Genomic DNA, 23,671 nt, shown 5'->3' with positions numbered 1-23,671 from the left:
CTGCGGCGGGACACGGGGCCCGCAGGGAGGGGATCAGTCAGGGGTGGTGGCGCAGGACGGAGGCCGGCTCGTCCCCGGCCCACACCTCCCCCCTGACCAGCAGTTCACCCGGCACAGCCCGACGCACCGCGAGATAGACCTCGTCCCCCGGCACTCCCAGCACGGTTGCCAGCTCGTCGCGCAGCAGCCGCAGAAGCCGGCCCACCGTCTCCCGTGAGTAGGTTTCCTTGCAGGTGACGAAGCCGATCGGGGCACACGGGCGGGCGGCGGTGTCGTGCCGCCCTGGCGTGGTCGGGAGGGTGGCGCGCTCCCATTCGGGGCGGTGCGCCGCATCGGCGTCGAGCTGCTGCCAGGTCAGCCAGCAGTGCTGCGGGGGAATGCCCAGCAGCCCGGTGACTGCCCCGGCGATCTGTGCCAGGACGGGGCTGCCGGGGCTCGGGTCGGGGGACAGCAGGGTGATGACGGGCATGGAAGGGTGCCTTTCTCGGCTCGGCTTGGATACGGGGGACCGGCGCGGCGGTCAGCCGGTGAGCGTGGCCAGCAGCTCGGATCGGTCGACCTTTCCGTTGGCCGTCACCGGCAGCCGGTGCACGCGCCGTACGACGTCCGGCACCGCGTGCGCGGGCAGCTGTTGGCCCAGGGAACGGCGCAGCAGCGCGGGGTCCTCGGGGGCCTCGTCGGAGGAGGTGTAGAACAGCGCGAGGCGGTCGTAGTTGCCCAGCTGGCCGGGCACGGGGACGGCCACACAGTGCGTGATCCCGGGGAGCCGGGCCGCGTGGGCCTCGATCTCCTCCGGCTCGATGCGATAGCCGCGGATCTTGACCTGGCGGTCGGTTCGCCCGGTGAAGTGGAAGACGCCGTCGGTGTCCCTCAGGCCCTGGTCGCCGGTCCGGTAGAGGCGGGTGCCGCCCGGCCGGCTCTCGTGGAAGCGAGCGGCTGTCAGGGCCGGATCGCCGAGGTAGCCGTGTGCCAGGCCGGCGCCGCTGACGCACAGCTCGCCCACGCCTCCGGGCGGGCACTCCCGCCCGTCCTCGTCCAGGATGTGCACTCCGGTGCCGGGTACCGGACGGCCGATGGGGACGCCGAGCTCCGCCCGGCAGTCCTGCGCGGTGACGGGGTGCACGGTGGCGAACACGCAGCTCTCCACCGGGCCGTAGCCGTTGACCAGCCGGACGTCGGGGTGGGCGGCGAGGAACCGGTCCACATGCGCGGTCGACAGCCGCTCCCCGCCGATGTAGAGGCTGTGCAGGCCCCGGAAGCAGTCCAGGTCGATCTCGGTGAACAGATTGAACAGGGAGGCGGTGAGCCAGGCACTGTCGACCGCACAGGTGTCGATCAGTTCCCGCAGGGTGTCCGGGAGGAGGTAGTCCTCCGAGGCGGTGACACAGGTACCGCCGGTGGTGAGCATCCCCCACAGCTCCAGGGAGAAGGCATCCCAGGCCGACGGGGCCGCCTGCATCATGACGGTGCCGGGGCCGAAGGCGAGGGGCCCGTCCGCGGTGAACAGCCGTGTGGTGGCCGCGTGCGGGGACACCACGCCTTTGGGTGTGCCGCTGGTGCCGGACGTGAAGAAGACCGTGGCCGGAGCGTCGGACGGCCCGTCGTACGCGTGGAACGCACCCGGGCCGCCCGGGGCGGCGAAGTCGCCCGGGGGCTGCCACACGGGCCACCCGGGCAGGCTGTCGAGGTCGGTCACCAGCACGGGGCCGCCCAGCTGCCGGAGCACGGAGTCGATCCGCTCCTGCGGCCACCTGGGGTCCAGGGCGGCATACCCGGCACCGCACTTGAGGACCGCGAGCAGCGCGACGTACAAGCGGGCCGAGCGCGGGAGCAGGACGGGGACCAGTGTGCCCGGCGCTGCCCCGGCCGCTGCCAGCCGGGCCGCCCAGGCGTCCGCCGCCGCGTCGAGGGTGGCGTAGTCGAGCCGTACGGTGCCGTCCACCACCGCCGGAGCTTCCGGCGCCGTCCGGGCCCGGTGCGCGACGGCCTGGTGGATGAGTCCGACTCCCATGGAAATCCCTCCAGTTCTGCCGGCGGACCGAAGACCGGGCCGACCGGAATTCCGGCACCCACCACAGATATTCACTCCCCTTCACTCCTGATGTCACGTACCAGAATCCGGGGACAGTGACCGGCATTGACCTTTCCCACGACCGAATTGGAATCTGGTGTGGCCGGGCAGCGACCTCGGCTTTCCTCAAGGGGGTTGATGTCAATGAGCTTTGCCGGACCGGAAGACCGCGTTCTGCCCGCACCGGCCCTGGCGGGACACGGCAGCGGCGTCGAACTGCTTGACTACGACGCCGTTCCCGGGCTCCCCCGGGCCGGCGGCGCTCCGGGCAGCATGCTCCTGCTCCACGGGTTCGGCGGCGACAAAAGCCAGCTGCGGCCCGTCGGCGACGCCCTGTGCCCGGCCGGTTCCGTCGCCGTCCACCCCTCGCTGCGTGCCCACGGCGACAGCCACCGGCCGGACTGGGGCTACTCGGTACTCGACTTCTCCGCCGACGTCCATCGCATCGCCGACATCCTCCCGGACGAGCTGCACCTCGTCGGGTACTCGTACGGCGGGCTGGTGGTGGCGGTCTCCGCGGTCACCTGGGGCGCGTCCCGGGTACGGAGCCTGGTGGTGATCGACCAGTCCTTCGACGCGCACCCCGCGCTGCACGTGGCCGACGAGTGGGCCGAGGGCAGTCTGCTGCGCTGGACCTACGACTTCGGGCACCTGCCGGACCTGCTGGAACGGCTCGGCATCCCGGTGCTGGTGCTGGCCGGCGCCGACAGCGGCAACATCCTGGCCGGTGAACGCGAACGCCTCTCCGGCCGGAGCGGCGGAATGCTCCGGCTGGAAACCGTCCGGGGATCGCATGCCGACTGCTACCGCAATACGGAGGAGATCGCGTCCGTGATGCGCGAATTCTATCGGGACCAGTTCGCCGGGCTTTCCGGAAACGGAAACGGTGCGAAGGAAAAATCCGCATGACGTCCCGCCTCATCGAAGACGGCCCCGGCCGCACCCTCATTCTCGGCACACTCGTCAATTCCCTGGGAAATGGCGCCTTCCTGACCTGTTCCGCCCTCTACTTCACCCGGATCGTGGGCTTCAGCCCGTCCCAGCTCGGCCTCGGCCTGACCATCGCCGGCATCGCGGGCCTGTTCGCGGGCGTCCCCTTCGGCCACCTCGCCGACCGCAGGGGCCCGCGCGGCACCGCGGCGGCGCTCCTCGCCCTCGCGGGTCTCGCCACCAGCGCGTACCTGACGACCGGCTCCTTCCCCGGGTTCGTCGTGATCGCCTTCCTGTACGCCCTGTTCGAACGCGGCGCCCACGCGGCCCGGCAGGCGCTGATCCCGGCCGTGCTGAACGCCGACAATCTCGTCCGCGTACGTGCCAAGATCCGCGTCGTCACCAATGTGGGCGTCTCGGCCGGCGCCGGGCTCGGCGGTCTGGCCCTGCTATGGGACACCGGAACGGCCTACCGGCTCACCTTTCTTCTCAACGCGTTGAGCTTCGTGGGCTGCGGTCTGCTGTTCCTGCGGCTGCCGGCCGCACCGCCCGCGTCCCGTCGCACGCCGGGCGAACCGCGGCTCGCGGTGCTGCGCGACACCCCGTACGCGCTGCTCGCCGCGCTGAACATGGTGATGCTGTTGCACATCCCGATCCTGGAAGTGATCCTCCCGCTGTGGATCGCGCTCCACACCGGAGCGCCGCCCGCGCTCACCGCTGTCCTGCTGCTCCTCAACACCCTCGCCGTCGTCGGCCTGCAGGTCCCCCTCACCAAGAAGATCGACGGACTGCGCTCCGCCGTCCGCGCCTTCCGCATCGCCGGACTGGCGCTGCTCGGGTGCTGCGCGGCCTTCGCCCTGTCGGCCGGGCGTGGCCCGGTGGCGGCGACGGCTGCGCTGGCGGTGGCCGCGGCACTCCATGTGTACGGCGAGATGATCCAGTCCGCCGGTTCCTGGGTGATCGGCTACGAGCTTGCCCCGGCGGACAAACAGGGCCAGTACCAGGGCCTGTTCAACACCGGGATCGCGGCTGTCCAGATGTTCGGCCCGGTCTCGCTGACCCTGCTCCTCATCGACTGGGGCACGTCCGGCTGGCTGGTCCTGGGCGCGGTGTTCCTGGCCGGAGGGCTGGCGATGGCACCGGCGGTGCGCTGGGCCGAGGGCCGCATGGCCGGGGCCCGGGCAGCCGCCGCGACCGCCACCTGAACGGTCCGTGCGCACATCCCCTACGACATGTCAGACGAGGGAGACGATGACCCACCCCGAAAACACCAGCGTCCTCGGCCGCGACGGCGTGGAACTCCAACTGGCGGACCTGTGGCGCCGGTTGCTGGGCCGTGACGACGTCGGCATCCACGACGACTTCTTTTCGCTCGGCGGCCACTCGCTGCTCGCCATCAAACTGACGGTGGAGGTGCGCAGGCTCTTCCAGGTCGACCTGACCGCCGCGGACCTGCTCTCCGCGGCCACGGTCGCCGAACTCGCCGAGATCATCCGCGGTGGCGTGGCCGACCGGCAGGGCCAGTTGGTCCGCGTCCAGCAGGGCGCGGGCGGCAGCCCGGTGTACGCCCTGCCGCCGGTGTCAGGAACCGTGCTGCTCTACCCGCCCATCGCCCGTGCCATGGGCCTCGACCAGCCCTTCTGGGCCGTACAGTCGCTCGGTCTGCTGCCCGGGGAGGAACCTCTCTCCTCGCTCGAGGAGATCTCCGAGCACTTCATCGAGCAGCTGCGGACCGTCCACCCCGAGGGTGCCGCATGGAACCTGATCGGCTACTCGATGGGCGGGCTGCTTGCCTACGAGATCGCCCGCCGTCTCGAAGAGCGCGGTGAGCGTGTCGGACTCGTCGGCCTGCTGGACACCCGCATCACGGTCGAGCCCAGCGGGGATCCGGACTTCGCGCTGCGCGCCCTGCTGTGGCGCGGGCTCAAACTGGAGCTGGACGTCGACTGGCTGCGCGGGCTGGACCCCGGCACCCGGGCGCAGGTCCTGGTGGAACGGGCCGTCAAGGCCGGCACCATGCCCGCCGACTTCGACGCCGACCGGCTGCTCCGCATGATCGACATGTATCAGTACAACCTGGACGCCCTGGCGGCCTACGAGATCAAGCCCTACGACGGCCCCGTCACCGTCTTCCGTGTCACCGACCGCTCCCTGGACGGCGGCACGCTCCCCGACGACCTGGGCTGGAGCGAGGTGGCGGAGCAAGCCGCCGTCGTCGACGTCCCGGGCGACCACTTCACGATGGTCGAGCCCGGCCAGGTCGAGGTCCTGGGCCGCCGGCTGCGCGAACAGCTCGACGCGAGGTCTGCGGCCGCCCTGACCCCCTGACGGCCGCCCCATGGATGACCGCCGCCACCGGAACGGAGTACCCATGCAGGAGACCCGCGGGACCTCACCCTCGTACGTCGTCCACCCCATCGGCGTCGTCCGCTCGCCCCGCAGCGTGCCCGAACACGACCGCTGGGGCGGTGTCAGCTCGGTCATCGAGCTGGACCCCGAGCGGCTGCGGCCCGAGGCCGTGACCGGCCTGGAGCAGTTCTCACACCTCGAAATCGTCTTTCACTTCCATCTGGTCCCCGAGACCGCGGCCGTCACCGGCGACTGCCACCCCCGGGGCCGCACCGACCTGCCCCGGCTCGGCATCCTCGCCCAACGGCTCAAGGAACGCCCCAACCGGCTCGGCGTCTCGCGCTGCGAACTGGTCCGCGTCGACGGCATGACCCTGCACGTACGGGCACTTGACGCGCTGGACGGCACGCCGGTCCTCGACATCAAGCCGTACCAGCGGCTCTTCCGCCCGGAGGCGGAAACGGTCCGCGAGCCGGCCTGGCTGCACGCGGCGATGTCCCGCTACTACAGCCTCTGACGACGCACACAGTCCTCGTGCCACTCCTCACACCCGGTCCGGCCACAAGCCACCCCGGGCCCTCCACCATCAAGGAGTCACATGTCCCTCCCCACCAGCACCGGCGGCACCACGGCCGATCTCGAACTCAACCTCGGCCGCCTTCTCGACCGCAACCCGCAGCTTCAGATCCCCCGCGACGAGTACAACATCAACGTCACCTCGAACGAGGGTGACCGGCTCGGCAGTGACGAACTCGCCGCAGAGTACGGCGCGTTCCCGGGCGCGGGCCACCCGGCGCACCTGTACTTTCACCTGCCGCTCTGCAACTACATCTGTCATTTCTGCAACTACGTCAAACGGCTCGTGCCCCGCGGCAAGGAGGACGGCGCTCTGCGCCTGTGGTCCGACCTGCTGATCGAGGAGTCCCGCCGCTACCTGGACCGCTACGACTGGATACCCCGGGCCCGCATCGAGTCCTTCTACATCGGCGGCGGCACCGCGGCCCTGCTGCTCAACAGCCCCGACTTCATCAAGCCGCTGGTCGAGCACGTCAGGGAGAACTACGAACTGGCCGACGGCATCGAGTTCAACATCGAGGGCAACCCGGAGAACTTCCAGCGCCACCACCTGGAGACCGCACGTGAGCTGGGCTTCAACCGGTTCAGCCTCGGTGTGCAGTCACTGCAGGACGAGGTGAACGACTTCACCAAGCGCCGTCACTCCGCGGCCCAGTCGATCGAGGCCGTCGAGAACCTGCTCGCCACCGGCTGCCCCTTCAACGTCGACATGATGTTCGGCCTGCCGTACCAGACCCCGGAGTCGGTACGCCGCGACATGGAAATCCTCACCGGCCTCGGCGTTCCCACCATCACCATCTACCGGCTGCGCAACGCCGACCGGGAGGAGATGGGCATCGGCAACCGCGCGGTCTGGAACAACCCCGCGGTGCGCGAACGGCTCATCAACGAGGGCCGCTTCCCGGGCCTGGACTCCACGTACGCGATGCGCCAGGAGGCCGTCGAGGTCCTGCTGGAACAGGGCTACTACCCCAGCCCCTGCGGCTGGTGGAGCCGCCCGGACACCTACGAGGGCGGCAACATCCCGCAGACCTCGAAGAACAAGTGGGAGCACTACAACACCATGATCGCCTACGGCCCCGGGGCCTACGGCTGGCTCACCGGGGACCAGGAGGAGTTCCTTCAGACGCACAACATCACCGACATCAGCAAGTACGTGTCGTTCATGCAGAACAACGAGGGCCTGCCGCTCAACTTCGGCCGCCGGCTCAGTGGCCACAAGGCCATCGGCACCGCCCTCGGCTTCAACTTCAAGGCCAACCAGCCGATCGTCCTGGCCCGCTACCAGGAGCGCTTCGGCGCCGACCTGCTGGAGACGGAGCCCTTCGCCTCCGCGTTCGCCGAGCTGCTGGAGCGCGGACTGGTCGAGAAGGTCCACGACGGCACCGCCCTCAGTCCGACCCTGGACGGCGAGGCCCTGCACGAGGAGATCATCTTCCACTACTTCCACCAGCGCATCGGCCTGTCCGACGCGCCCGTGTGCCGGCGGTGACCGTGCTGCAGACCGCACCCGCGACCGCCCCCGCGTCCCCGGCCCACGGTCCGGTCCGCCGGGTCGAGGACGCCTTCGCCGCCCTGCACGGCGCCGACTCCGCGCTGCTCGTGCCCGGAGCCGTGGCCGCCACCACGGGCACGCTGCTCGCCCTGACCAACCCGGGCGGTCACCTCATCGCCTCCGACCAGGTCTGCGACCCGCTGCGCGGCGTCCTGACCCGGGAACTCACCGGCCTGGGACGCACGGTGACCTTCGTCGACTGCACCGACCCGGACGCCGTCATCGCCTCCGTACGGCCCGAAACCCAGGTCGTGTACACACCGTCCCTGAGCGACCCGCTGATGCGGCCCGCCCCGCTCAACGAGATCGCCACCCACGCCCAGATGAACGACCTGCTGCTGGTCGTGGACAACACCGCGCTGTCCCCCGCCGAACTGCGGCCCCTGGAGTCCGGCGCCGTGATCGTCATCGAGGACACGGCGCCCTGTCTCGACGGCTGGGGGGACGTCGGCGCCGCCCTGGTCACCGGCCTGGACCGGTATCTGCCACGCATCGCCGAACAGTGCGCGCGGCTCGGCGGCGAGGTGCACGACTGGGCCGCCCACCTGCTGGAACGCTCCCTGGCCACGCTGCAACTGCGGCTGTCCGCCCAGCGGGAAGGCGCCGAGCGAGTAGCCGGGACCCTGCGCGCGCACCCTGCCGTACGGGCAGTGCACCGGCCGTCATTCGACGAGGCGCCGTGGGCCCTGGAAACCCACCAGGGCTTCGGCGGACTGCTGTCCTTCGAGGTCGTACCGGAGATCCGCGACCTGTCCGGCATCCTGGCCGCCTGCAACGGCGACGGTACACCGCTCGCCGGCACCGCCCGGCTGCCCGCCCACACCAGCCACGCCCACCTGAGCGAGCGGGTCCGCCGGGAAGCGGGCATCACCCGGCAACTGGTGCGCCTGTCGGTGGGCATCACCGGCAGTGACGCCCTGGCCGGCCGGCTCAGGCGGGCCCTGGACGCAGCCCTCGAGCAGAGCAACGGAGGTGACACGTGATGCTGAACGGCGTCGATCTACGAGCCCGGCAGACCCTGGCCGAGCAGATCGGGGAGGACTCCTGGGAGGCACAGCTGAGCGTCGGCGTGGCGGCCAGGACCGTGGCGGCCGGCCACTGCCGGGTGCGCACCGAACCGATGCGGCTCGGATCCACCCGAGTGGCCCGGGCCTTCGGTATCGACCAGCGGTACGGGTCCGGCACCGGCGACTTCCTCGATCCGGTCGGGTCGCTGCTGGTGGCCCTGGGGGCTTCCGTGGCGGACAGCGTGGTCACCGAGCTGTCCCGTGAGGGGTGCGGCCCGGAGCTCCTGGAGGTGCTGCCCTGCGCCGAGTTCGCAGCGGACGGCTCCGTCAGGCTCTCGTACGGGATACGTCTCGACGGTGGTGTCTTGACCGGGCAGGCCCGGCGGTCGGTCGCGGCGGCCCGGGCACGGGACAGCGCGCATCACACCCTGGAAGAACCGGGCGACATCAAGGCCGTCGTGCAGACCGCCCAGGACGTGCACCTCCTCAGCCGTCCCGCCCCGGCCGGCGCGGAGCGGTTCACGGCCGTCAGGCGGCGTACCGCCCATGTGAGGTGGGAGGTCGGCACCCACGTCCTCGCCGAGGCCGACGGCGTGCACGCCGAGTCCGACCAGCCCAAGCAGCTGTTCGGCGCCGACCTCGCGCCGAGTGCCCAGGAGTACTTCCTGGCCGCGTTGGCGGCGGAGGCCCTGAGCTTCGCCGACCCGCGGGCCGCCACCGCCGGTGAGGCGTCGGCGTCCGTGCACGCCTCCGGCCGTATCGACCTGCGCGGCCCGTACTCCGCCGCCCCTGACGTACCCGCAGGGTTGCGCAACATCCTCGTCCAGTTGCTGCCCGCCGACCCGGCACAGGCGGGCGATGCGGCGGCCGGCACCATACGCCGCTGGTTTGCCGAAGGGGATGCCCTGCGGCTGGTCAGGGACGCACACCCGATCGAGATCCGGCTGGTCCTGGACGGCACCCCGGTTCCCGTACCGCACACCGAGAACGACCGCATGAACAATACGAAGGAGCAGTGCCGTGCCTCGTGAATGGGACGCCAAGACATACGACGCGCTTCCCCTGCCGCACCAGCAGTGGGGCAAGCGCACCCTGGGCCGGCTGCGTCTGAAGGGTGGCGAAACCGTCCTGGACGCCGGCTGCGGCACGGGCCGCGACACGGCCGCGTTGCTCGACCTGGTGCCGGACGGCCGGGTGATCGGCGTCGACGGCTCCCGTCGCATGCTCGACCAGCTGCGCACCAAGCTGGCCGACCGGTCCGACCGGGTCGAGGTCGTCCAGGCCGACCTGACCAAGCCCCTGCCGGTATCCGGCCAGGTCGACGCCATCACCAGCGTGGCCACCTTCCACTGGATCACCGATCACGCGGCGCTCTTCACCAACCTGGCCCGGCACCTGCGACCGGGCGGCCAGTTCGTTGCCGAGTGCGGCGGCCAGGGCAATGTCGCGCGGATCAACGCAGCCGTGGATGAGGTACTGGGCAAGAAGTCGGACGAGACCGATGACCAGGACCGGGTCTGGTACTTCGCAGGTGTCGAGGAGACCACCGAGCGCCTGAAGGACGCCGGGTTCACCGGCATCGAGGTCAATCTGCTGCCCGACCCGGCCCGGCTGGAGCCCGGCGAGCAGCTGTGGAGCTACCTGGCGACCGTGGTCCTCGGCTCCCACCTCGACAAGCTCCCCGAGTCCGACCACGATCACTTCGTCCGCGAGGTCGCCGCCCGCCTCCCCGAGCCGGTCGTCGACTACGTACGGCTCAACATCACCGCCCGCCGGGCCTGACGGAGGCTGCCATGGCACACTCCGCCCTGCCTGCCCTCCTGGTCGTCCATGACCGGGGCTCCGCCGGTCCGCTGCGCATCCTCTCGGCGGCGCGCGGTCTGTGCCGGGTGATCTTCCTGTCCGAGGCGGAAAACCCGGCGTCGGCGGCCGAGTTGGCGCAGGTCGCGGGGCACGCCGAGGTCGTCGACATCACCGGACTCGGCGAGGCGGAGGTGTGCCGCCTCGCCGGGCGCCTGGACCCCGCGGGCGTCCTCACCTTCAGCGAGTACCGGCTGCGCCTCACAGCGGCGGTGGCCGCGCACTGCGGGGTGCCTTTCCACTCCCGCGCCACCGCGGAGGCCCTGACGGACAAGTACGTGCAACGACGGGCGCTGGGGGAAGCCGGCGTCCAGCGCACCGGTTGCGTCCCGCTGCGCCACCCGGACGAGGCCGCCGCCGCGCTCGCCCGGGTCGGGGCGCCGGCCGTGCTCAAGCCCCGGCACAGCGCGGGCAGCGTGGACACCTGCCTGGTCACCTCGGCCGACGAGTGCCGCGCGCGGCTGGCGGAGTTCGCCGAGGGTGGCAACCGTGACTTCGTTCTGGAGGAGTTCCTGCCCGGCGACCCCGCGCGGACCGGCCCCGGCTGGGCCGACTACGTCTCGGTGGAGTCGCTGGTCGTCGACGGCGAGCCGCAGACCGCGGCAATCAACGGAAAGCCGCCGCTGGTCCCGCCGTTCCGGGAGACCGGCCATGTGCTGCCGGCCCCCGTCCCCCCTGCCCTCGCCGCCGAGATCGTGCGCCTGGAACAGGCGGCGGTGCGGGCCCTCGGCATCCGGCACGGCATCACCCACACCGAGGTCAAGCTCACCCCGGACGGGCCGAGGATCATCGAGGTCAACGGGCGGCTGGGCGGATTCGTCGCCGAGATCGTGCAGCGCCGCACCGGCTACGACATGGTGGCGGCTGCTCTCCGCCTGGCTCTGGGCCTGCCCGTCACCTCCCCGGACCCCGCCCGGTTGTACGGGGACCGGGTGACCTTCCAGTACCTGCTCGTCCCGCCCGTCGGCCCGCTCCGGCCCGGCCCGCCCGCGCTCCTCGACGACCTCGGGGAACTGCCCGGCGTCGACCTTGTCGACGTCTCCCCTCCCGCCCACTGGCACACCGACTGGCGCCGGGGCACGACCGGGGCGATCGGCACGGTCTACGGCTCCGCCGCCGATCACACCGAGTTGAGGGCGTTGCTGGACCGGCTCCGCGAGCGGCTGGACCGCTTCTGGCACGGCACGGACGTACCGCAGGCCGCCATGCCGCATTCCGGCGTACCGCATACCGACGTACGCATACCGACGCCCCCCAGGCCATCGGTACGGTAGGCCAACTCGACTGACTGACCGACCCTTTGAACGAAAGGCACTGCACATGCCCGAGAACAGCACTCCTGCCACGGTGGTTTCGGTGCCGGTGGGCCGGGTGGTCGGCGGCCGGACGGAGGTCCGCGACGACGACTGGGGCAAGGAGACGGCGATCATCCGCCTGGACGCCGGCCAGTACGGCCCGGAGGCGGTGGCGGGCCTGGACACCTTCTCCCACCTGGAAGTCGTCTACCACTTCGACCGCGTCCCCACCGACAAGATCCAGACCGGGGCCCGGCACCCGCGCGGCAACACCGACTGGCCCCTGGTCGGCATCTTCGCCCAGCGCGGCAAGAACCGCCCCAACCGGATCGGCGTCTCCCGCTGCCGCCTCCTCAAGGCCGACGGCCTCGACCTGCACGTCCAGGGCCTGGACGCCGTCGACGGCACCCCCGTCCTCGACATCAAGCCCTACATGGCCGAGTTCGGCCCCCAGGGCCCCACCACCCAGCCCGACTGGGCCACCGACATCATGCGCCACTACCACTGACCGACCCCTTGGCCCTTGTGCGGGCAGCCGTGGGCCGCCCCGGACGATGTCGTGCCGGGGCGGGGTACGGGACGGGGCTTCACAGGGGGTGGAGGCCGAGCGCGACGCGGGTGAGTTCCGCCTTGTTGCCGATGCCGAACTTGGACCGCACCCGCTTGACGTACGTGTCGACGGTGTGCGGGCTGATTCCTATCCGCCGGGCCACCTGGCCGTGGGTCATCCCGGAGGCGATGAACCGGAGCACCTGCTGCTCGCGCGGCGACAGCCCGGGCGCCGAACGGCCGGCCCCGGGCACCGGCGTGCGGCGGTCCACGGCCTCGCACACCTGCCGCAGCACCTGGTCCGGGGTCGCCTCGGCCCGCACCACGACGACTTCCGGCGCGCTCCCGCACCACGCCGGCCCCGCCGGCACGGCCTGGGCCAAGGTGTCCTCCACGAGCAGCACGTCGATCCCGGCCCCGGGGCCGGGAAAGGAATCGGCCGAGGTGAAGACGACCTCGCAGGGGGACTGGGTGGTCAGCAGGTGCGTCAGACCCATCAAGACGAGTGGCCGGCCGTCACAGATCGCCGTGCGCATCGCGTGAACGCCGGCGCGAAAGGCCGGCGCACCGGTTCCCGGGCGTTCGAGGGTGATCGTCTCAGTGCTCATCGAAGCCTTCCCCGTAGATCTTGTTGATGCGTTCGATCGCCTCGGCCACCCGCTGCGGTGGCTCGGCGGTGAAGCAGAGACGGGCCCCCTTGCCGCAGTGCGCCCCGAAGCCCCGGCCCGGGGCCAGGCCGACACCGAGCTCGGCGCACCGGTGAACGAACCGCTCGCCGTCCCCCCAGGCGCTCAGATCGAGGAAGGTGTACAGCCCGCCGGACGGCTTCGTGTGCGGTACCTCCAGCGTCGAATCGGCAAGCCACCCGGCCGCGGCAGCGTGGTCCCGGCGCCGGTCGAGCTCTTCGCGCGGCGTACGCAGCGCCTCGTACACGGCCAGCTGCGCCGGGGTGGAGACGGAACGGAGCGCGCACTGCGACCACTTGGCCGGCGGCTCCGTCAGCCCCGGCGGGGAGATCAGGCAGCCCACCCCGGCGCCCGGCATCGCATACGTCGTGCTGAAGCTGTGCAGGGAGAAGGCGCGCGCCGCCGTCGCACCGACGGCCCCGATGTCGAGGAAGCCCTCCCTGGTGAAGTCGTAGCTCTCGTAGGTGTTGTCGGCGATCAGCCACAGGTCGTGCCGCTCGGCCAGATCCGCGAGCGCACCGAGCCGGCCGCCGTCGAGCCGGTAACCGGTCGGGTTGTTGGGGCTGTTGAAGTAGATCGCGCGGGTCCCGGGTGCCACTGCCCTCTCGACGACCCCGGCGAAGTCGAATCCGCGGGCCGCGCCGAGCTCCAGGAAGACCGGCACCTCGCGGGGCACTCCGCCGGCCGCCCGGATCAGTCCGTTGGCGAACAGCCACTGCGGTGAGAGCACCAGGACCTCATCGCCCTCCCGCAGGATCGCGTGCAGCGCGGCGGCGAGGGCGTGCGTGGCACCCCTGGTGACCAGAACCTGTTCGGGGCGTACGGCACTCTGCCGCCGGGCAGTAGCAGCTTGGGCGAGTGCCGCCCGCAGCGCAGGAACGCCGCCGGGCGGAGCGTGCGCGTCGGCGGCGAACCCGAACTCCCCGCTGCCCCGGGTGCGGGCCCGGGCGCAGGGCCCGAAGACGGTCCTGCCCCGGTGCAAGCCGATCGGAGCCGCGTGCCCGGAGCCGCGCAACAGCTCTTCCACACGGTCGAAAGGGGAGGAGGAGCCAGGAACTTCACCGAGAGCTCGGGCGTGAGACGGCATGGCGGGGTGCTCCTGCTGGAGGAAACCTTCGGGGTGAACGTGCGTGACGCTTCGGCGGTGAACGTGCGTGACGCCTGACTCCGCCCTGCGACGGCCCAGTGGGAGGGCGAGGCCGGGCCCCACAGGGCCCGTTGCCGCCCCTCACCGATTCCCTGTCTCACCAGTGGGTGTCGTCCGAGGAGACGGTCGTGCCCCCGTGGATGTCACCCGTGCCCGTGCCCGTGACGGTCAGGGCCACGTCCCCGTGGGTGTCACCGGGAGCTGAGACGGCGGCCCCGGCCGGCACGACCGCCGTCAGCACCGCCACCGCCCCGGCGGCCAGGCCGAGCACCGAGCGGGTCACGATCCGGGCCTTCATCATCGCTCTCTCCTTCATCCGCGGCTCTTCGCTTCGCCAGGGTTGCCCCCGAGACGAGAACAGTTCAGCCCCAGCCGCTTTCGAACGCCCTTCCGTCGGCTCAGCGCCCACACGTCCTGAGCCGAAAGCCGATCAGAAGGAAACGAGAAGGATTGCCCGCAAGCCTGCATATGCATGCTGGTCACAGCCCCGACGGCCAGGTTCCGGAACGACGACGCACAACACCGCCCGACGGCCCGTCACTGCGTACGGCTTCGGTTCCTGCCTGACGGGCCGGTCTGTACGCGGCACTCCGCCGTGCACAGCTCGGGGAGGGCGGGCCGGAGCCGACGGCCACGGTTGGCACCGGTCCGCGCTGATGTCACTGCCGCAGGTAGGCCAGAACTGCCAGGACGCGCCGGTGGTCGGTGCCGCTCTCGGGCAGGCCGAGCTTGTGGAAGATGTTCCCGATGTGTTTCGACACCGCTGCCTGGCTGACGGACAGGGAGTTCGCGATGGAGGCGTTGGAACGGCCTTCCGCCATCAGCGCAAGGACCTCCTTCTCCCGCCGCGTCAGGCTCTGCACCGAGGACTGTCCCCTGCGACGACCCAGCAGCCGGCGGACGATTTCCGTGTCAATGACGGTCTCGCCGTCGGCCACCCGCTGCACCGAGCCGAGGAATTCCGGGATATCGCCGACCCGGTCCTTGAGCAGGTATCCCACTCCGGAGGAATTCTTCTCCAGCAATTCCGCCGCGTAGTCCGCGTTCAGGTACTGCGAGAGCACCAGCACGCCGAGGCCGGGGCTCTCCGCGCGCAGGGCGATGGCCGCGCGCAGGCCTTCGTCCTTGAAGCCCGGCGGCAGTCGCACGTCCACCAGGGCGAGATCGGGACGGTGTTCCCGCACCGCGGCGATGAGGGAAGGCGCATTGTCGACCGCGGCGACGACGTGATGGCCGAATTTGCTGAGGATCTGTACCAGGCCCTCCCTGAGCAGGGAGGAATCCTCCGCCATCACGATCCGCATGGAATCTCCACATGCAAGAGGGTCGGTCCACCGACCGGGCTCGACAGATGAACGGTTCCGCCGAAGACCGCGACCCGGTCCGCGAGCCCCAGCAGACCGGTCCCGGACTCTGCGTCGGCGCCACCGACGCCATTGTCGCGCACCTCCAGAACGAGCCCGGTGCCCGTGCGGCGCAGCGACAGCCGGCCTTCGGTGGCAGCGCTGTGCTTGGTGACGTTGGCCATCGCCTCGCAGGCCACGAAGTACGTCGCTGCCTCCACGGCCTCCGGCGGACGCTCGGCCAGCGCGACATCGGTCTCCACCGGCAGGACGGCATCTTCGGCGAGTTCGACCAGAGCGGCGGACAGGCCCCGGTCGGTGAGCGTCGCGGGATAGATGCCGTGGACGAGTTCCCGGAGTTCCTGGAGGGTCGTCCGCGCCTCCTCGGCAGCCTTGTCGACGAGTTCACGGACGGCGCTGTCGCCCCCGGGGAGCTCCAGCCGCGCGAGACCGAGCGTCATGATCAGGCCGGTGAGACGCTGCTGGGCACCGTCGTGCAGATCGCGCTCGATCCGGCGGCGCTCCGCGTCGTAGGCGTCCAGGATGCGGGCCCTGGACCGGACAAGGTGGCCGATGCGTTCGTCCTGATCGGCTCCGGCAGCATTGCGGCGTTTCGTCAGCACACTCGTGGCCAGTCGGGCACGGACGGCTGCGTACCTGGTCAGCGTCAGATATGTCAGGGTGAGCAGGACGGTGCCGCACAGCACCAACACGAAGGCCTGAGCATCCGAGTACGCCTGGAAGACCGCCATGTGCACCTGACCGTCCGGGGTGAAGCGGCGCAGAAGCGGTGCGGCGAGCAGTGCCAGGGACAGCGTCAGGCTTCCCGTCACCAGGACGAAGTCGCAGATCGACAGCGCGCAGTGGGCCACCGCGTAGGCCAGCTCCCACCAGGTCGCGGGCTCGGTCGACCGCTGCCGGAGCCAGGCGCGCGGCCTGCGGCCGGAGGCCGGGGCGTGTGGTGAGGGAACGGCGGTGCCGGTGAACATCCGCAGCCGGGCCCGCTCGACCGCACCCAGCGGGATGCCCGACAGCAGCCCGGCGGCGATCAGCGGGATGCCCACGAGGAACAGCGCTGTCGCCACACCCAGCCCCAGCAGAACCGCGCAGCAGATCAGCCACAACAGCCCCACGGGGAAGCCGCCCACCAGATAGAGCACCGACCGGGCCAGCCGCGCGCTCGCGATGCGTAATCGTCCGCATGCCGCCTCGTACTGCTGCCGGACATCCATCCGTCCCCCACCCGCCCTCGCGGCCGTCTCTTCACCCTGCACCGGCAGAAGAGCGGAGCAAAGGTAGACCGCGCTCTACCCCGGCCGTCCAGCTCGCTCCACCGACATCGTGCCCCGGGAAAGCTTGACTCGACCCATGAAGACAATGCAGCCGCCCCACGCCGTCCACAAGCACGGGCCCGGCAGGAATCCCGCCGTCGCCCTGCGGTCCCTGCAGAAAGCGCACGGACGGGGCCGGCACACGGTCACCGCCCTGCACGGCATCAACCACACCATCCCCGGCGGCTCTTTCACGGCCGTGATGGGCCCGTCGGGCTCCGGGAAGTCCACGCTGCTGCACTGTGCAGCGGGCCTGGAGCGGCCGTCCTCCGGCTCGGTGACGCTGGCCGGGCAGGAGCTCGCCGGGCTCTCCGAGCGGCAGTTGACGCTACTGCGGCGGGACCGCATCGGGTTCGTCTTCCAGGACTTCCACCTGGTCCCTGCTCTGACCGTCGCCGCCAACGTGGCGCTGCCGCTGCGGCTGGCGGGCCGCCGGCCGGAACCGCACCAACTGGAGGAACTCCTCGCCGATGTGAGCTTGTTGGACAAGCACCATCGCAGACCGGCCGAGTTATCGGGCGGTCAGCAGCAGCGCGCCGCCTTGGCCCGGGCGCTGGTCACCCACCCTGAGGTGGTCTTCGCGGACGAGCCGACCGGCGCCCTGGACCGGGCCTCGGGCCGTGAAGTGCTCAACCTGCTGCGGAAAGCGGTCGACGCCCGGGGCACCACCGTGGTCATGGTGACGCACGACCCGCAGGCGGCTGCCTGGGCGGACGAGGTGCTGGTACTCGCCGACGGCCGGCTCGTGGACCGCCTCACCGGAGCCGAGGTCACCGCCGAGACCATCGCGGCTCGCATGGCCGCTCTGGAGGTCTGACGGTGTTCTCCCTCCTGATGGGTTCCCTGCGCACCCGGCTGTGGCAGTACGCCGGAGTGCTCGTGGTGGTAGTGATGAGTTCGGCGCTGGTCACCACTCTGACGACGGTACTGGACCGGGTGCACCAAGTGAGCGCCGACAGCGGTGCCGAGAAGTCGGCCGGGTCGTTGCTGGGCCTTGTGGGCGGCACGTCCGGGCTGACCGCCTGGCTGCTGGTCGTCAACACGATGTCCCTGGTGGTGCAGCAGCGCCGCCGTGAGATCGGGGCCCTGCGGACCATCGGGGCCACGTCCCGGCAACTGCGGCTGGAGATCGTGGGCGAGGCCTTGGTGATCTCTCTCGGCGGAGCTACGGCAGGCGCGGGCATCGGCCTGGCCGCGGCCGGACCCGCGCTGTCCTGGCTCATCCGCAACGACATTTTGGAGCCCGGTCCCTCAGGTGGCCTGTCCCTGCCGGGCTTCACCGCAGGCGTGTTGTGTACAACGGGCATCGCCGTACTGGCCGCGTGGGCCGCAACGAACGGCCCGATGCGGATCTCGCCGATCGCCGCCCTGCGCGAGGCCGAGGTGGAGCGGCGCGCGATGCCGACCGGGCGCGCCATCGGCGCGCTCGTCGTGATCGGGCTCGCCTGGGCGTCCTGGGACTGGTACGGGCGCCGGAACGGCCCGCACGAGGCGATCAACGGCGCCATGGCGCTGTGCCTGCTGCTGATCCTGTCCATATGGCTGCTCATCCCGCTCCTCGTGCGCCCCATCGCCGCGCTGAGCGCCGTACCCGGGCGGTTGTTCTCCCGTTACACAGGCACGCTGGCGGCGGCGAACAGTGCAGCGGCCACACGCCGCGTGGCCGCCATGGCCGGCCCGGTGCTCATCGCAGCAGGCCTCAGCGCGATGCTGCTGTGCGGCAACTCCGTGTCGCAGGAGATGGATTCCAGGCCGAATGTGGTGTCGGTGCCGAGCCGGAGCACAGGGCCGGCAGCCCTGACCACAGCGAAGGAACCTGCCGTCAAAGAAACGCGGCTGCAGCATGCGCGAGCCGACAAGCGGCAAGAGCGCAATGCTGTGGGCCTGCGCATCCTGATGGTCCCCCTCATTGCGTTCTCCGGAATCGGCATACTGAACACCTTGCTGCTCGCAACGCGACGACGCCGGCAGGAGTTCGCGGTCCTGCGGCTCACCGGAAGCACGCGCGGCCAGCTGCTGCGCATGCTCGGCTGGGAGTCCGCGGTCGTCGTGCTCAGCGGGCTCAGCGCCGCAGCCGTAGTGGTGGCCGTGTCCCTCGCCGGGCTCGCCACACGACTGGCCCTGCCGACGGCGGATCTACTGACCCTCCTGCCGTGGGGCGTATTGGCACAGGTGGCCCTCGGCTGCGCCGGCCTGGGGCTGCTGGGAGTCATCGTCCCCGGACTGCTCGTCATGCGCGTACACCCCTCGCAGGTGGCCCGCTCCGAGTGAGGCTCTCCGGGGCACTGCCCGCGAGAATGAGAAGGGGTTCCACCTTGGGAGTGCGATTCCGACCAGCGCCATGCGGCACGGCTGAGCAGCGTGTGACGCGTGTGATCGTCCTGCTGCCCAACCGCGCCAGGCATCACTGCTTCGGGGCGATCACCACCGCCGTGCCGTAGGCGTACCTCTCCGTGCCGACGTCCCCGGCACCTCCGTGACGTCGAAGTGGACATCAGGACCGCTTTCGCGCAGCAGACACGCGCCCGTCCCACCAGGCGTGCCGGGGCCTGGTTGCGCGTCTCACCAGGTTGGTCAGGCCTGGCACGCCGGGTGGGACGGGCGGCCCCGGTCAGCTCGCATCAACACGTGCCACTTGGTGGCCACGCACCTCAACGGCGGAGTTCACACTGCGACGTTGCGGACCTGGTCACCGCACAGTTCAGGGCATCGACGTCCCACCAGGGCCACCATCTGCTCGGCGTCACCTGGTGACCTGGTCACCTGGTCACCTGAGCCAGAGATTCGGCATCAGCAGGAAACCGGCGAAACCCTTCAACCACATTTCCGCAGTTCAGAGAGGCCTGAAGACTGGGGCCCAGGACAGCGGAACACCTGGCTTCAGGCACCCCCTCACACCCCCCAGGCCCCAACGCCGGACCCCAACCCGAGGCCCCACCAGAAGCCCAGCACAAAAGGCCAGGTCAGACGGAATCTGACCTGGCCTTTTTACGGAGCCGCCTTCGGGATTCGAACCCGAGACCTACGCATTACGAGGGGGTGCGGGATCGTGACGGGGGGTGCCGAACTATGCTCAGCGGTTCGATTTCGCCTGATCAGCGGCGTACAGCTCGATGAGCAGTCCATCCCGTGGCGGCCTGTGCCATGCCATCCGCTCACGCATCGCGCACGCAGACCGTGGACCTGACCAGCACGGTCGGCGGCCCCGCACCAGGTTCCAGCATCGTCGACATGTGCGGGCATAAATGGGCGCGAGGAAAACAACAGGCTTCAGGCAGGGCGCCGGTGTCATCCTGTGCCGGTGGACGTATCTCTTCCCGACCAACTGGGCACGGTCGAGCGAGAGTCATGTGCCGCTGCGCAAGCAGTGATCCGAAAACTGAGTCTCTCCGCGCCTCCTGAGCAGACCACGGGACAGCAGGATGTTGCCTTCGTGGCGGTGACCCGCGCGCAGTGGAAGTCAGTGTTGAGGGACGCTGACCTGCCGAGGCTTCAGCGGGAGACCGACGAGATAGTTGCCGAGATCCTGCGCCTGCGAACCGCTTCTGGCCGGAGCGTCGGGAAACAGCTTCCAGAATTGTTGGGGCGGCTCCGCGCGTCGGTAGTCGCCTTGGGCACTGTGGCAGATGAGGTCTCCCGGTTCAGTCCGTCCCGCACCAGCGCGGTCGAGCGACGGTTGGCGGCTGACCTGGCGCGAGCGAATCGGAGCGAGGCCCAAGCACTGTTCGCCTGTCTGGAGGAGGGATGGGCGGAGTCCGCTTGGTCTGCAGTACGGAGGCATTCTCTCGGTGCCCAAGCAACTGGACAGGCTCTGGAGGCTGCCGCCAGTACTGATCACGCCAGCCTTCCCGACGAGGACGTCTATCAGCGATCGCTGGGGGTATCGGCCGAGCAACTGAGTCCCGGCTCGGGTGTGGCGTCACGGGCCCGTTTGCTGGCCGCTTGGGCAAAGGCCCCAAAAACACTCGATCGTCGGCTACGCCAGAGCATGAGGCATCTGATCGATGACTCGCTACCGCTGACGGTGAAACTGCTCCATCACCTCGCCGTCCTTGCGCTGTCCGACCGTCCCTTGGTGGCCCACCGCGCCGCCCTCCTGGCACGTGATCTGGTGGCGTCCCATCTGAAGTCAGAACCGGAACGGACATGTTCGGTGATGGCACGGCACGTCGATCGTGAGCCAGAGATGCTGTCCTCCCATCGCGGACAGATCGCCTACCACGATGCCTACAACCGTGCGGAGCACCAGGAAGAGAGGGCACGTGCGGTCATGGACCTGCACCGGGCTGTGCTGGAAAGTGATGTCAAGCGCACGGCCATTGTGGTCTTGGAACTGCTGGGCAGGGCGGCTCCGCAAGGGGCCTCACTCGCGACCGTACGGGACCTGCTGGCAGCTGAAGACGGTCATCCGCTGTGCCAGCTCCTGGCTTCGACAATCCGCCCCGAATGGCGCAACGCGAACGCCCACGAGGACTTCCGCTGGGACCCCGTCAACAGCACGCTCCTCCTAGGCGGACACCCAGCCGATCTGGAGCAGGTACTGGACGCAGCAATCCGCGCTCGCACCATCTGCCACGGGTTCGAGCACGGAGTCGCCGTGGCGTACGCGCAGAACGCACCACTCATCATTTGGGGTGCGGAAGACTCGAACTACGTCGGCCGAGACCTCTCCATACTCCAGGCAGCTGGAGAAGCCAGATTCCCGGTGCTGGACATCCGACGCCAGGGCAATCTCGTGCAGTTGGACGTGCCCGACATCTCCATTGAGACACTGAGAGAGGCATGCCGCGCCATTCTCAGGGCCGCTGTAGCGGACCCCAGCGTAGAGCGCTGGGAACTACGTCAGACCTCTTCTGACCAGCCACCGCTGTGCGTGGACCGTATGGGAACAGATGCAGGGCTCCAAGTCGAGGAATCCCTCGGGGAGATAGTCGATCCCCTCCCCTCCTCTGCTCTCCCTCTGCTGGCAAATGCCATGACCAACGCGGGAGAGCCCTCCGAGGCAGCAGCTTCAACCGTTCTCTGCTTGGCTGCCGCCCACGTAGTCGGAGAACGGGACCGCTTGTCGCCTGCCCTCGCACACGGTGATCCAGCTGCCAAGAACGAGTTGCTCAACACCACGAAGCTGATCAGCGACGGCGCCAAGGTCGCAGCTCACCAGCTTGAGGGCCCAGCCCGTCGCAAGTTGCTTGCTTTCGCCGAAGTTCTCGCTGGAGACTGCCACCGTTTGAAGAGCGCTCCCCCCTTCGAACTCGTCCACGGGTTCGTGCCGGCGGATCGGACCCTGCGGAGGCATGCGCCAGCTCGCCTGCCATGGATCACAAGATTTGACGACTCTGCGGTCTGAGGCTGGGCGCTCGCAGTCCAGACCACCGCACGCCATCTCGGCCAAGCTCCGTGCCCGTAACGCGTCGAACCCGCCATCACGGCCGCCGACGATGACGAACTCGTCTGCGCCGCATCTGCAGGCACCGCACCCTTACTCGGCTTCGGTCGCTTCAGCAGCTCGCGCTGCCCTGCGGGCTCGAATCTTACGCAGGACCTGTTCCAAGGGCTCGCTGAAACCGAGCTGGTGCACCTCGGCCCCATCGACCTCAATGGTCTCGATATGCCGGAATTCAACCAGTTCCTCGATGGTCGCCGGCTCGCTCTCGAAGTAGGCTGTGAGCTTCCTCAGCCGATCGAAGCCAGGTGCCGCTTTCGCGGTTAGCTTCCCGATGACGTTGCCGAGATCTATGTCGGGGCCGTCATCACTCCACGTCTCCGTGAAGCCTCCCTGAGGGAAATCCCGGGCTGTGCAGCCGCTCGGAAAGTCCCGCACGGCACGCAGTACGAAGTCCTCCACCGTCCGGGCGGCTTCCCTGTTCGGTACCTCATGCTGATCAAGCAGAATCCCGCCCTGTGCCAGGTGAGAGGCAATCCTGTCGTGCCGCACTTCGGTGCTGGTGATGCCAACCTTGCGGGCACTGAATCCTGGAAAGCGCATCACGTAGACGATGTGTACGGCATCCGGATCGGTTGCTTCAGCGCAGTTGAGGCAAGGAGCAACACCGCTCTTGAGTTCGGAGATCGAGATCCTGCGCTCAGTCCCGCAGTCCATGCAACGGGCTGCAACTCGCTCACCGAGACGGGCATACCCGTCGTGGTCACGCACGAGCCCGTGAGCCTCAAAGAACTCGTCTTGCCATGGGGCCAGGGGCAGCGCGAAGCAGTGCGAACACCGACTAAATCGGGGCTCGCTACGGCTGCTCAGACTCATGGATACGCTCCGCCTGGTGGGCGTGCCGCACACAATGCACTCCACTGCGACAAGCGACCACACGTGCTCCATCTGACAAGTGAGCCCAACGACATCCAACACCTCACCCGCCGGGCCACGGGCGAGGAAGTCGTTCCCCAGGACGATCTGCACCGCTTGCTCTACTGTGATGTCCCACTTCGAAGGCTCGCTCACAAGGCCGTGTTCGTACATCTGACGGCACGAGCACCAGGCGCAGTAGCGGCTGTTCTTGCTGCGGATCTCGGCGTAGGTGATCAGATCGGGCTGACCACATTCGATGCACACGCACTGACGCGCCTGCTCCGGGGAGACGTACGGCTCACTGGGGTTCCAGCCAAGTTGCCGGTATCGATTGTCAACACAGTCGAAACATCTGCCAGGCTTCCCCATCCGATTGGCACTGTCCCTGACCCTGCACTCAGGGCACTTTCGTTCTGTCGCCATGTAGCCCTCCCCCGCAGATCGAACGCTCGTACCGAAACCGTATTCCCCGCCACTGACAGCGCGAGGGGGAGACGCTGTACGGGACGCGAGCCTGGGGATTGCAGAGCGGGCGTGCCAAGAGGCTAAGGTCCGGTGTCTTGACCATGGGAGATGCGGCCTGCAGTACGGATCGGGGTGAAGTGCCCTTCACAAACGACCGCCCCGAGGCACACACTCGCTTCCGCGAGTCCACCCACTTCATAGCGAAG

21 protein-coding genes are annotated in these 23,671 nt (G+C 69.5%); 13 read left to right on the top strand and 8 right to left on the bottom strand.

Annotated elements, in window-relative coordinates; genetic code table 11:
* Positions 1-37: 37 nt before the first annotated feature.
* Both ABR737_RS25750 and ABR737_RS25745 read right to left on the bottom strand, forming a co-directional pair.
* On the bottom strand, positions 38-469 hold the full coding sequence (locus ABR737_RS25750; protein WP_350252624.1) for a hypothetical protein: 432 nt from the start codon (positions 467-469) through the stop codon (positions 38-40).
* A 51-nt stretch (positions 470-520) separates the two neighbouring features.
* Positions 521-2,011 carry an amino acid adenylation domain-containing protein gene (locus tag ABR737_RS25745; protein WP_350252623.1) on the bottom strand — a complete coding sequence of 497 codons (1,491 nt, stop codon included), beginning with the start codon at positions 2,009-2,011 and terminating at the stop codon, positions 521-523.
* A gap of 204 nt (positions 2,012-2,215) precedes the next feature.
* Here ABR737_RS25745 and ABR737_RS25740 point away from each other — a divergent pair, with 204 nt between their 5' ends.
* The 10 genes from ABR737_RS25740 to ABR737_RS25695 all read left to right on the top strand — a co-directional run bounded on the left by ABR737_RS25740 (position 2,216) and on the right by ABR737_RS25695 (position 12,151).
* A complete protein-coding gene (locus tag ABR737_RS25740; RefSeq protein WP_350252621.1) occupies positions 2,216-2,980 on the top strand; it encodes an alpha/beta fold hydrolase in 765 nt (254 codons plus the stop codon).
* On the top strand, positions 2,977-4,206 hold the full coding sequence (locus ABR737_RS25735) for an MFS transporter (protein WP_350252619.1): 1,230 nt from the start codon (positions 2,977-2,979) through the stop codon (positions 4,204-4,206). The genes ABR737_RS25740 and ABR737_RS25735 overlap by 4 nt, the downstream gene beginning before the upstream one ends.
* A gap of 46 nt (positions 4,207-4,252) precedes the next feature.
* A complete protein-coding gene (locus ABR737_RS25730; RefSeq protein WP_350252617.1) occupies positions 4,253-5,329 on the top strand; it encodes a thioesterase domain-containing protein in 1,077 nt (358 codons plus the stop codon).
* 43 nt (positions 5,330-5,372) lie between these two features.
* Positions 5,373-5,867: an SAM-dependent methyltransferase gene (locus ABR737_RS25725; protein ID WP_350252615.1), complete on the top strand. Its 495-nt coding sequence runs from the start codon at positions 5,373-5,375 to the stop codon at positions 5,865-5,867.
* A gap of 81 nt (positions 5,868-5,948) precedes the next feature.
* Positions 5,949-7,418 (top strand): radical SAM protein, encoded by a 1,470-nt coding sequence (locus ABR737_RS25720; RefSeq protein ID WP_350252613.1) that lies wholly within the window; start codon positions 5,949-5,951, stop codon positions 7,416-7,418.
* Positions 7,415-8,464, top strand: coding sequence for a PLP-dependent transferase (locus ABR737_RS25715; RefSeq protein ID WP_350252611.1), 1,050 nt, complete (start codon positions 7,415-7,417; stop codon positions 8,462-8,464). Before ABR737_RS25720 ends, ABR737_RS25715 begins: the two co-directional genes overlap by 4 nt.
* Positions 8,464-9,519, top strand: a complete 1,056-nt coding sequence (locus ABR737_RS25710) for a hypothetical protein (RefSeq protein ID WP_350252609.1) — start codon at positions 8,464-8,466, stop codon at positions 9,517-9,519. The genes ABR737_RS25715 and ABR737_RS25710 overlap by 1 nt, the downstream gene beginning before the upstream one ends.
* A complete protein-coding gene (locus ABR737_RS25705) occupies positions 9,509-10,270 on the top strand; it encodes a class I SAM-dependent methyltransferase (protein ID WP_350252608.1) in 762 nt (253 codons plus the stop codon). The genes ABR737_RS25710 and ABR737_RS25705 overlap by 11 nt, the downstream gene beginning before the upstream one ends.
* 11 nt (positions 10,271-10,281) lie before the next feature.
* Positions 10,282-11,622 carry an ATP-grasp domain-containing protein gene (locus ABR737_RS25700; RefSeq protein ID WP_350252606.1) on the top strand — a complete coding sequence of 447 codons (1,341 nt, stop codon included), beginning with the start codon at positions 10,282-10,284 and terminating at the stop codon, positions 11,620-11,622.
* A gap of 46 nt (positions 11,623-11,668) precedes the next feature.
* Positions 11,669-12,151, top strand: a complete 483-nt coding sequence (locus tag ABR737_RS25695; protein WP_350252605.1) for an SAM-dependent methyltransferase — start codon at positions 11,669-11,671, stop codon at positions 12,149-12,151.
* 79 nt (positions 12,152-12,230) lie between these two features.
* On the opposite strand, the gene ABR737_RS25690 is transcribed toward ABR737_RS25695, so the two are convergent.
* The 5 genes from ABR737_RS25690 to ABR737_RS25670 all read right to left on the bottom strand — a co-directional run bounded on the left by ABR737_RS25690 (position 12,231) and on the right by ABR737_RS25670 (position 16,600).
* Positions 12,231-12,800, bottom strand: a complete 570-nt coding sequence (locus ABR737_RS25690; RefSeq protein ID WP_350252604.1) for a response regulator transcription factor — start codon at positions 12,798-12,800, stop codon at positions 12,231-12,233.
* A complete protein-coding gene (locus ABR737_RS25685; RefSeq protein WP_350252603.1) occupies positions 12,790-13,965 on the bottom strand; it encodes a pyridoxal phosphate-dependent aminotransferase in 1,176 nt (391 codons plus the stop codon). The genes ABR737_RS25690 and ABR737_RS25685 overlap by 11 nt, the downstream gene beginning before the upstream one ends.
* Before the next feature lie 157 nt (positions 13,966-14,122).
* Positions 14,123-14,341, bottom strand: a complete 219-nt coding sequence (locus ABR737_RS25680) for a hypothetical protein (protein ID WP_350252602.1) — start codon at positions 14,339-14,341, stop codon at positions 14,123-14,125.
* 343 nt (positions 14,342-14,684) lie between these two features.
* Entirely contained in the window at positions 14,685-15,329 is a 645-nt protein-coding gene (locus ABR737_RS25675; RefSeq protein ID WP_350252601.1) for a response regulator transcription factor, read from the bottom strand.
* Positions 15,317-16,600 (bottom strand): sensor histidine kinase, encoded by a 1,284-nt coding sequence (locus ABR737_RS25670; protein WP_350252599.1) that lies wholly within the window; start codon positions 16,598-16,600, stop codon positions 15,317-15,319. The genes ABR737_RS25675 and ABR737_RS25670 overlap by 13 nt, the downstream gene beginning before the upstream one ends.
* Before the next feature lie 136 nt (positions 16,601-16,736).
* Between ABR737_RS25670 and ABR737_RS25665 the strand changes: the two genes are divergently transcribed.
* The 3 genes from ABR737_RS25665 to ABR737_RS25655 all read left to right on the top strand — a co-directional run bounded on the left by ABR737_RS25665 (position 16,737) and on the right by ABR737_RS25655 (position 22,046).
* Entirely contained in the window at positions 16,737-17,516 is a 780-nt protein-coding gene (locus ABR737_RS25665; RefSeq protein ID WP_350252598.1) for an ABC transporter ATP-binding protein, read from the top strand.
* Positions 17,517-17,518: 2 nt separating this feature from the next.
* Entirely contained in the window at positions 17,519-18,970 is a 1,452-nt protein-coding gene (locus ABR737_RS25660; protein WP_350252596.1) for an FtsX-like permease family protein, read from the top strand.
* A gap of 1,030 nt (positions 18,971-20,000) precedes the next feature.
* Complete coding sequence (locus ABR737_RS25655; RefSeq protein ID WP_350252595.1) at positions 20,001-22,046, top strand: hypothetical protein; 2,046 nt, start codon at positions 20,001-20,003, stop codon at positions 22,044-22,046.
* 132 nt (positions 22,047-22,178) lie between these two features.
* Here the strand turns inward: ABR737_RS25655 and ABR737_RS25650 are convergent, their stop codons facing one another.
* Positions 22,179-23,264 carry a hypothetical protein gene (locus ABR737_RS25650; RefSeq protein ID WP_350252593.1) on the bottom strand — a complete coding sequence of 362 codons (1,086 nt, stop codon included), beginning with the start codon at positions 23,262-23,264 and terminating at the stop codon, positions 22,179-22,181.
* Between the last annotated feature and the right edge of the window lie 407 nt (positions 23,265-23,671).

Origin of the sequence: Streptomyces sp. Edi2, assembly GCF_040253635.1 — a bacterium.
Classification (GTDB): Bacteria; Actinomycetota; Actinomycetes; order Streptomycetales; family Streptomycetaceae; genus Streptomyces.
The sequence above is the reverse complement of the archived record's forward strand: the minus strand, read 5'-3'. Positions and strand labels throughout refer to the sequence as shown.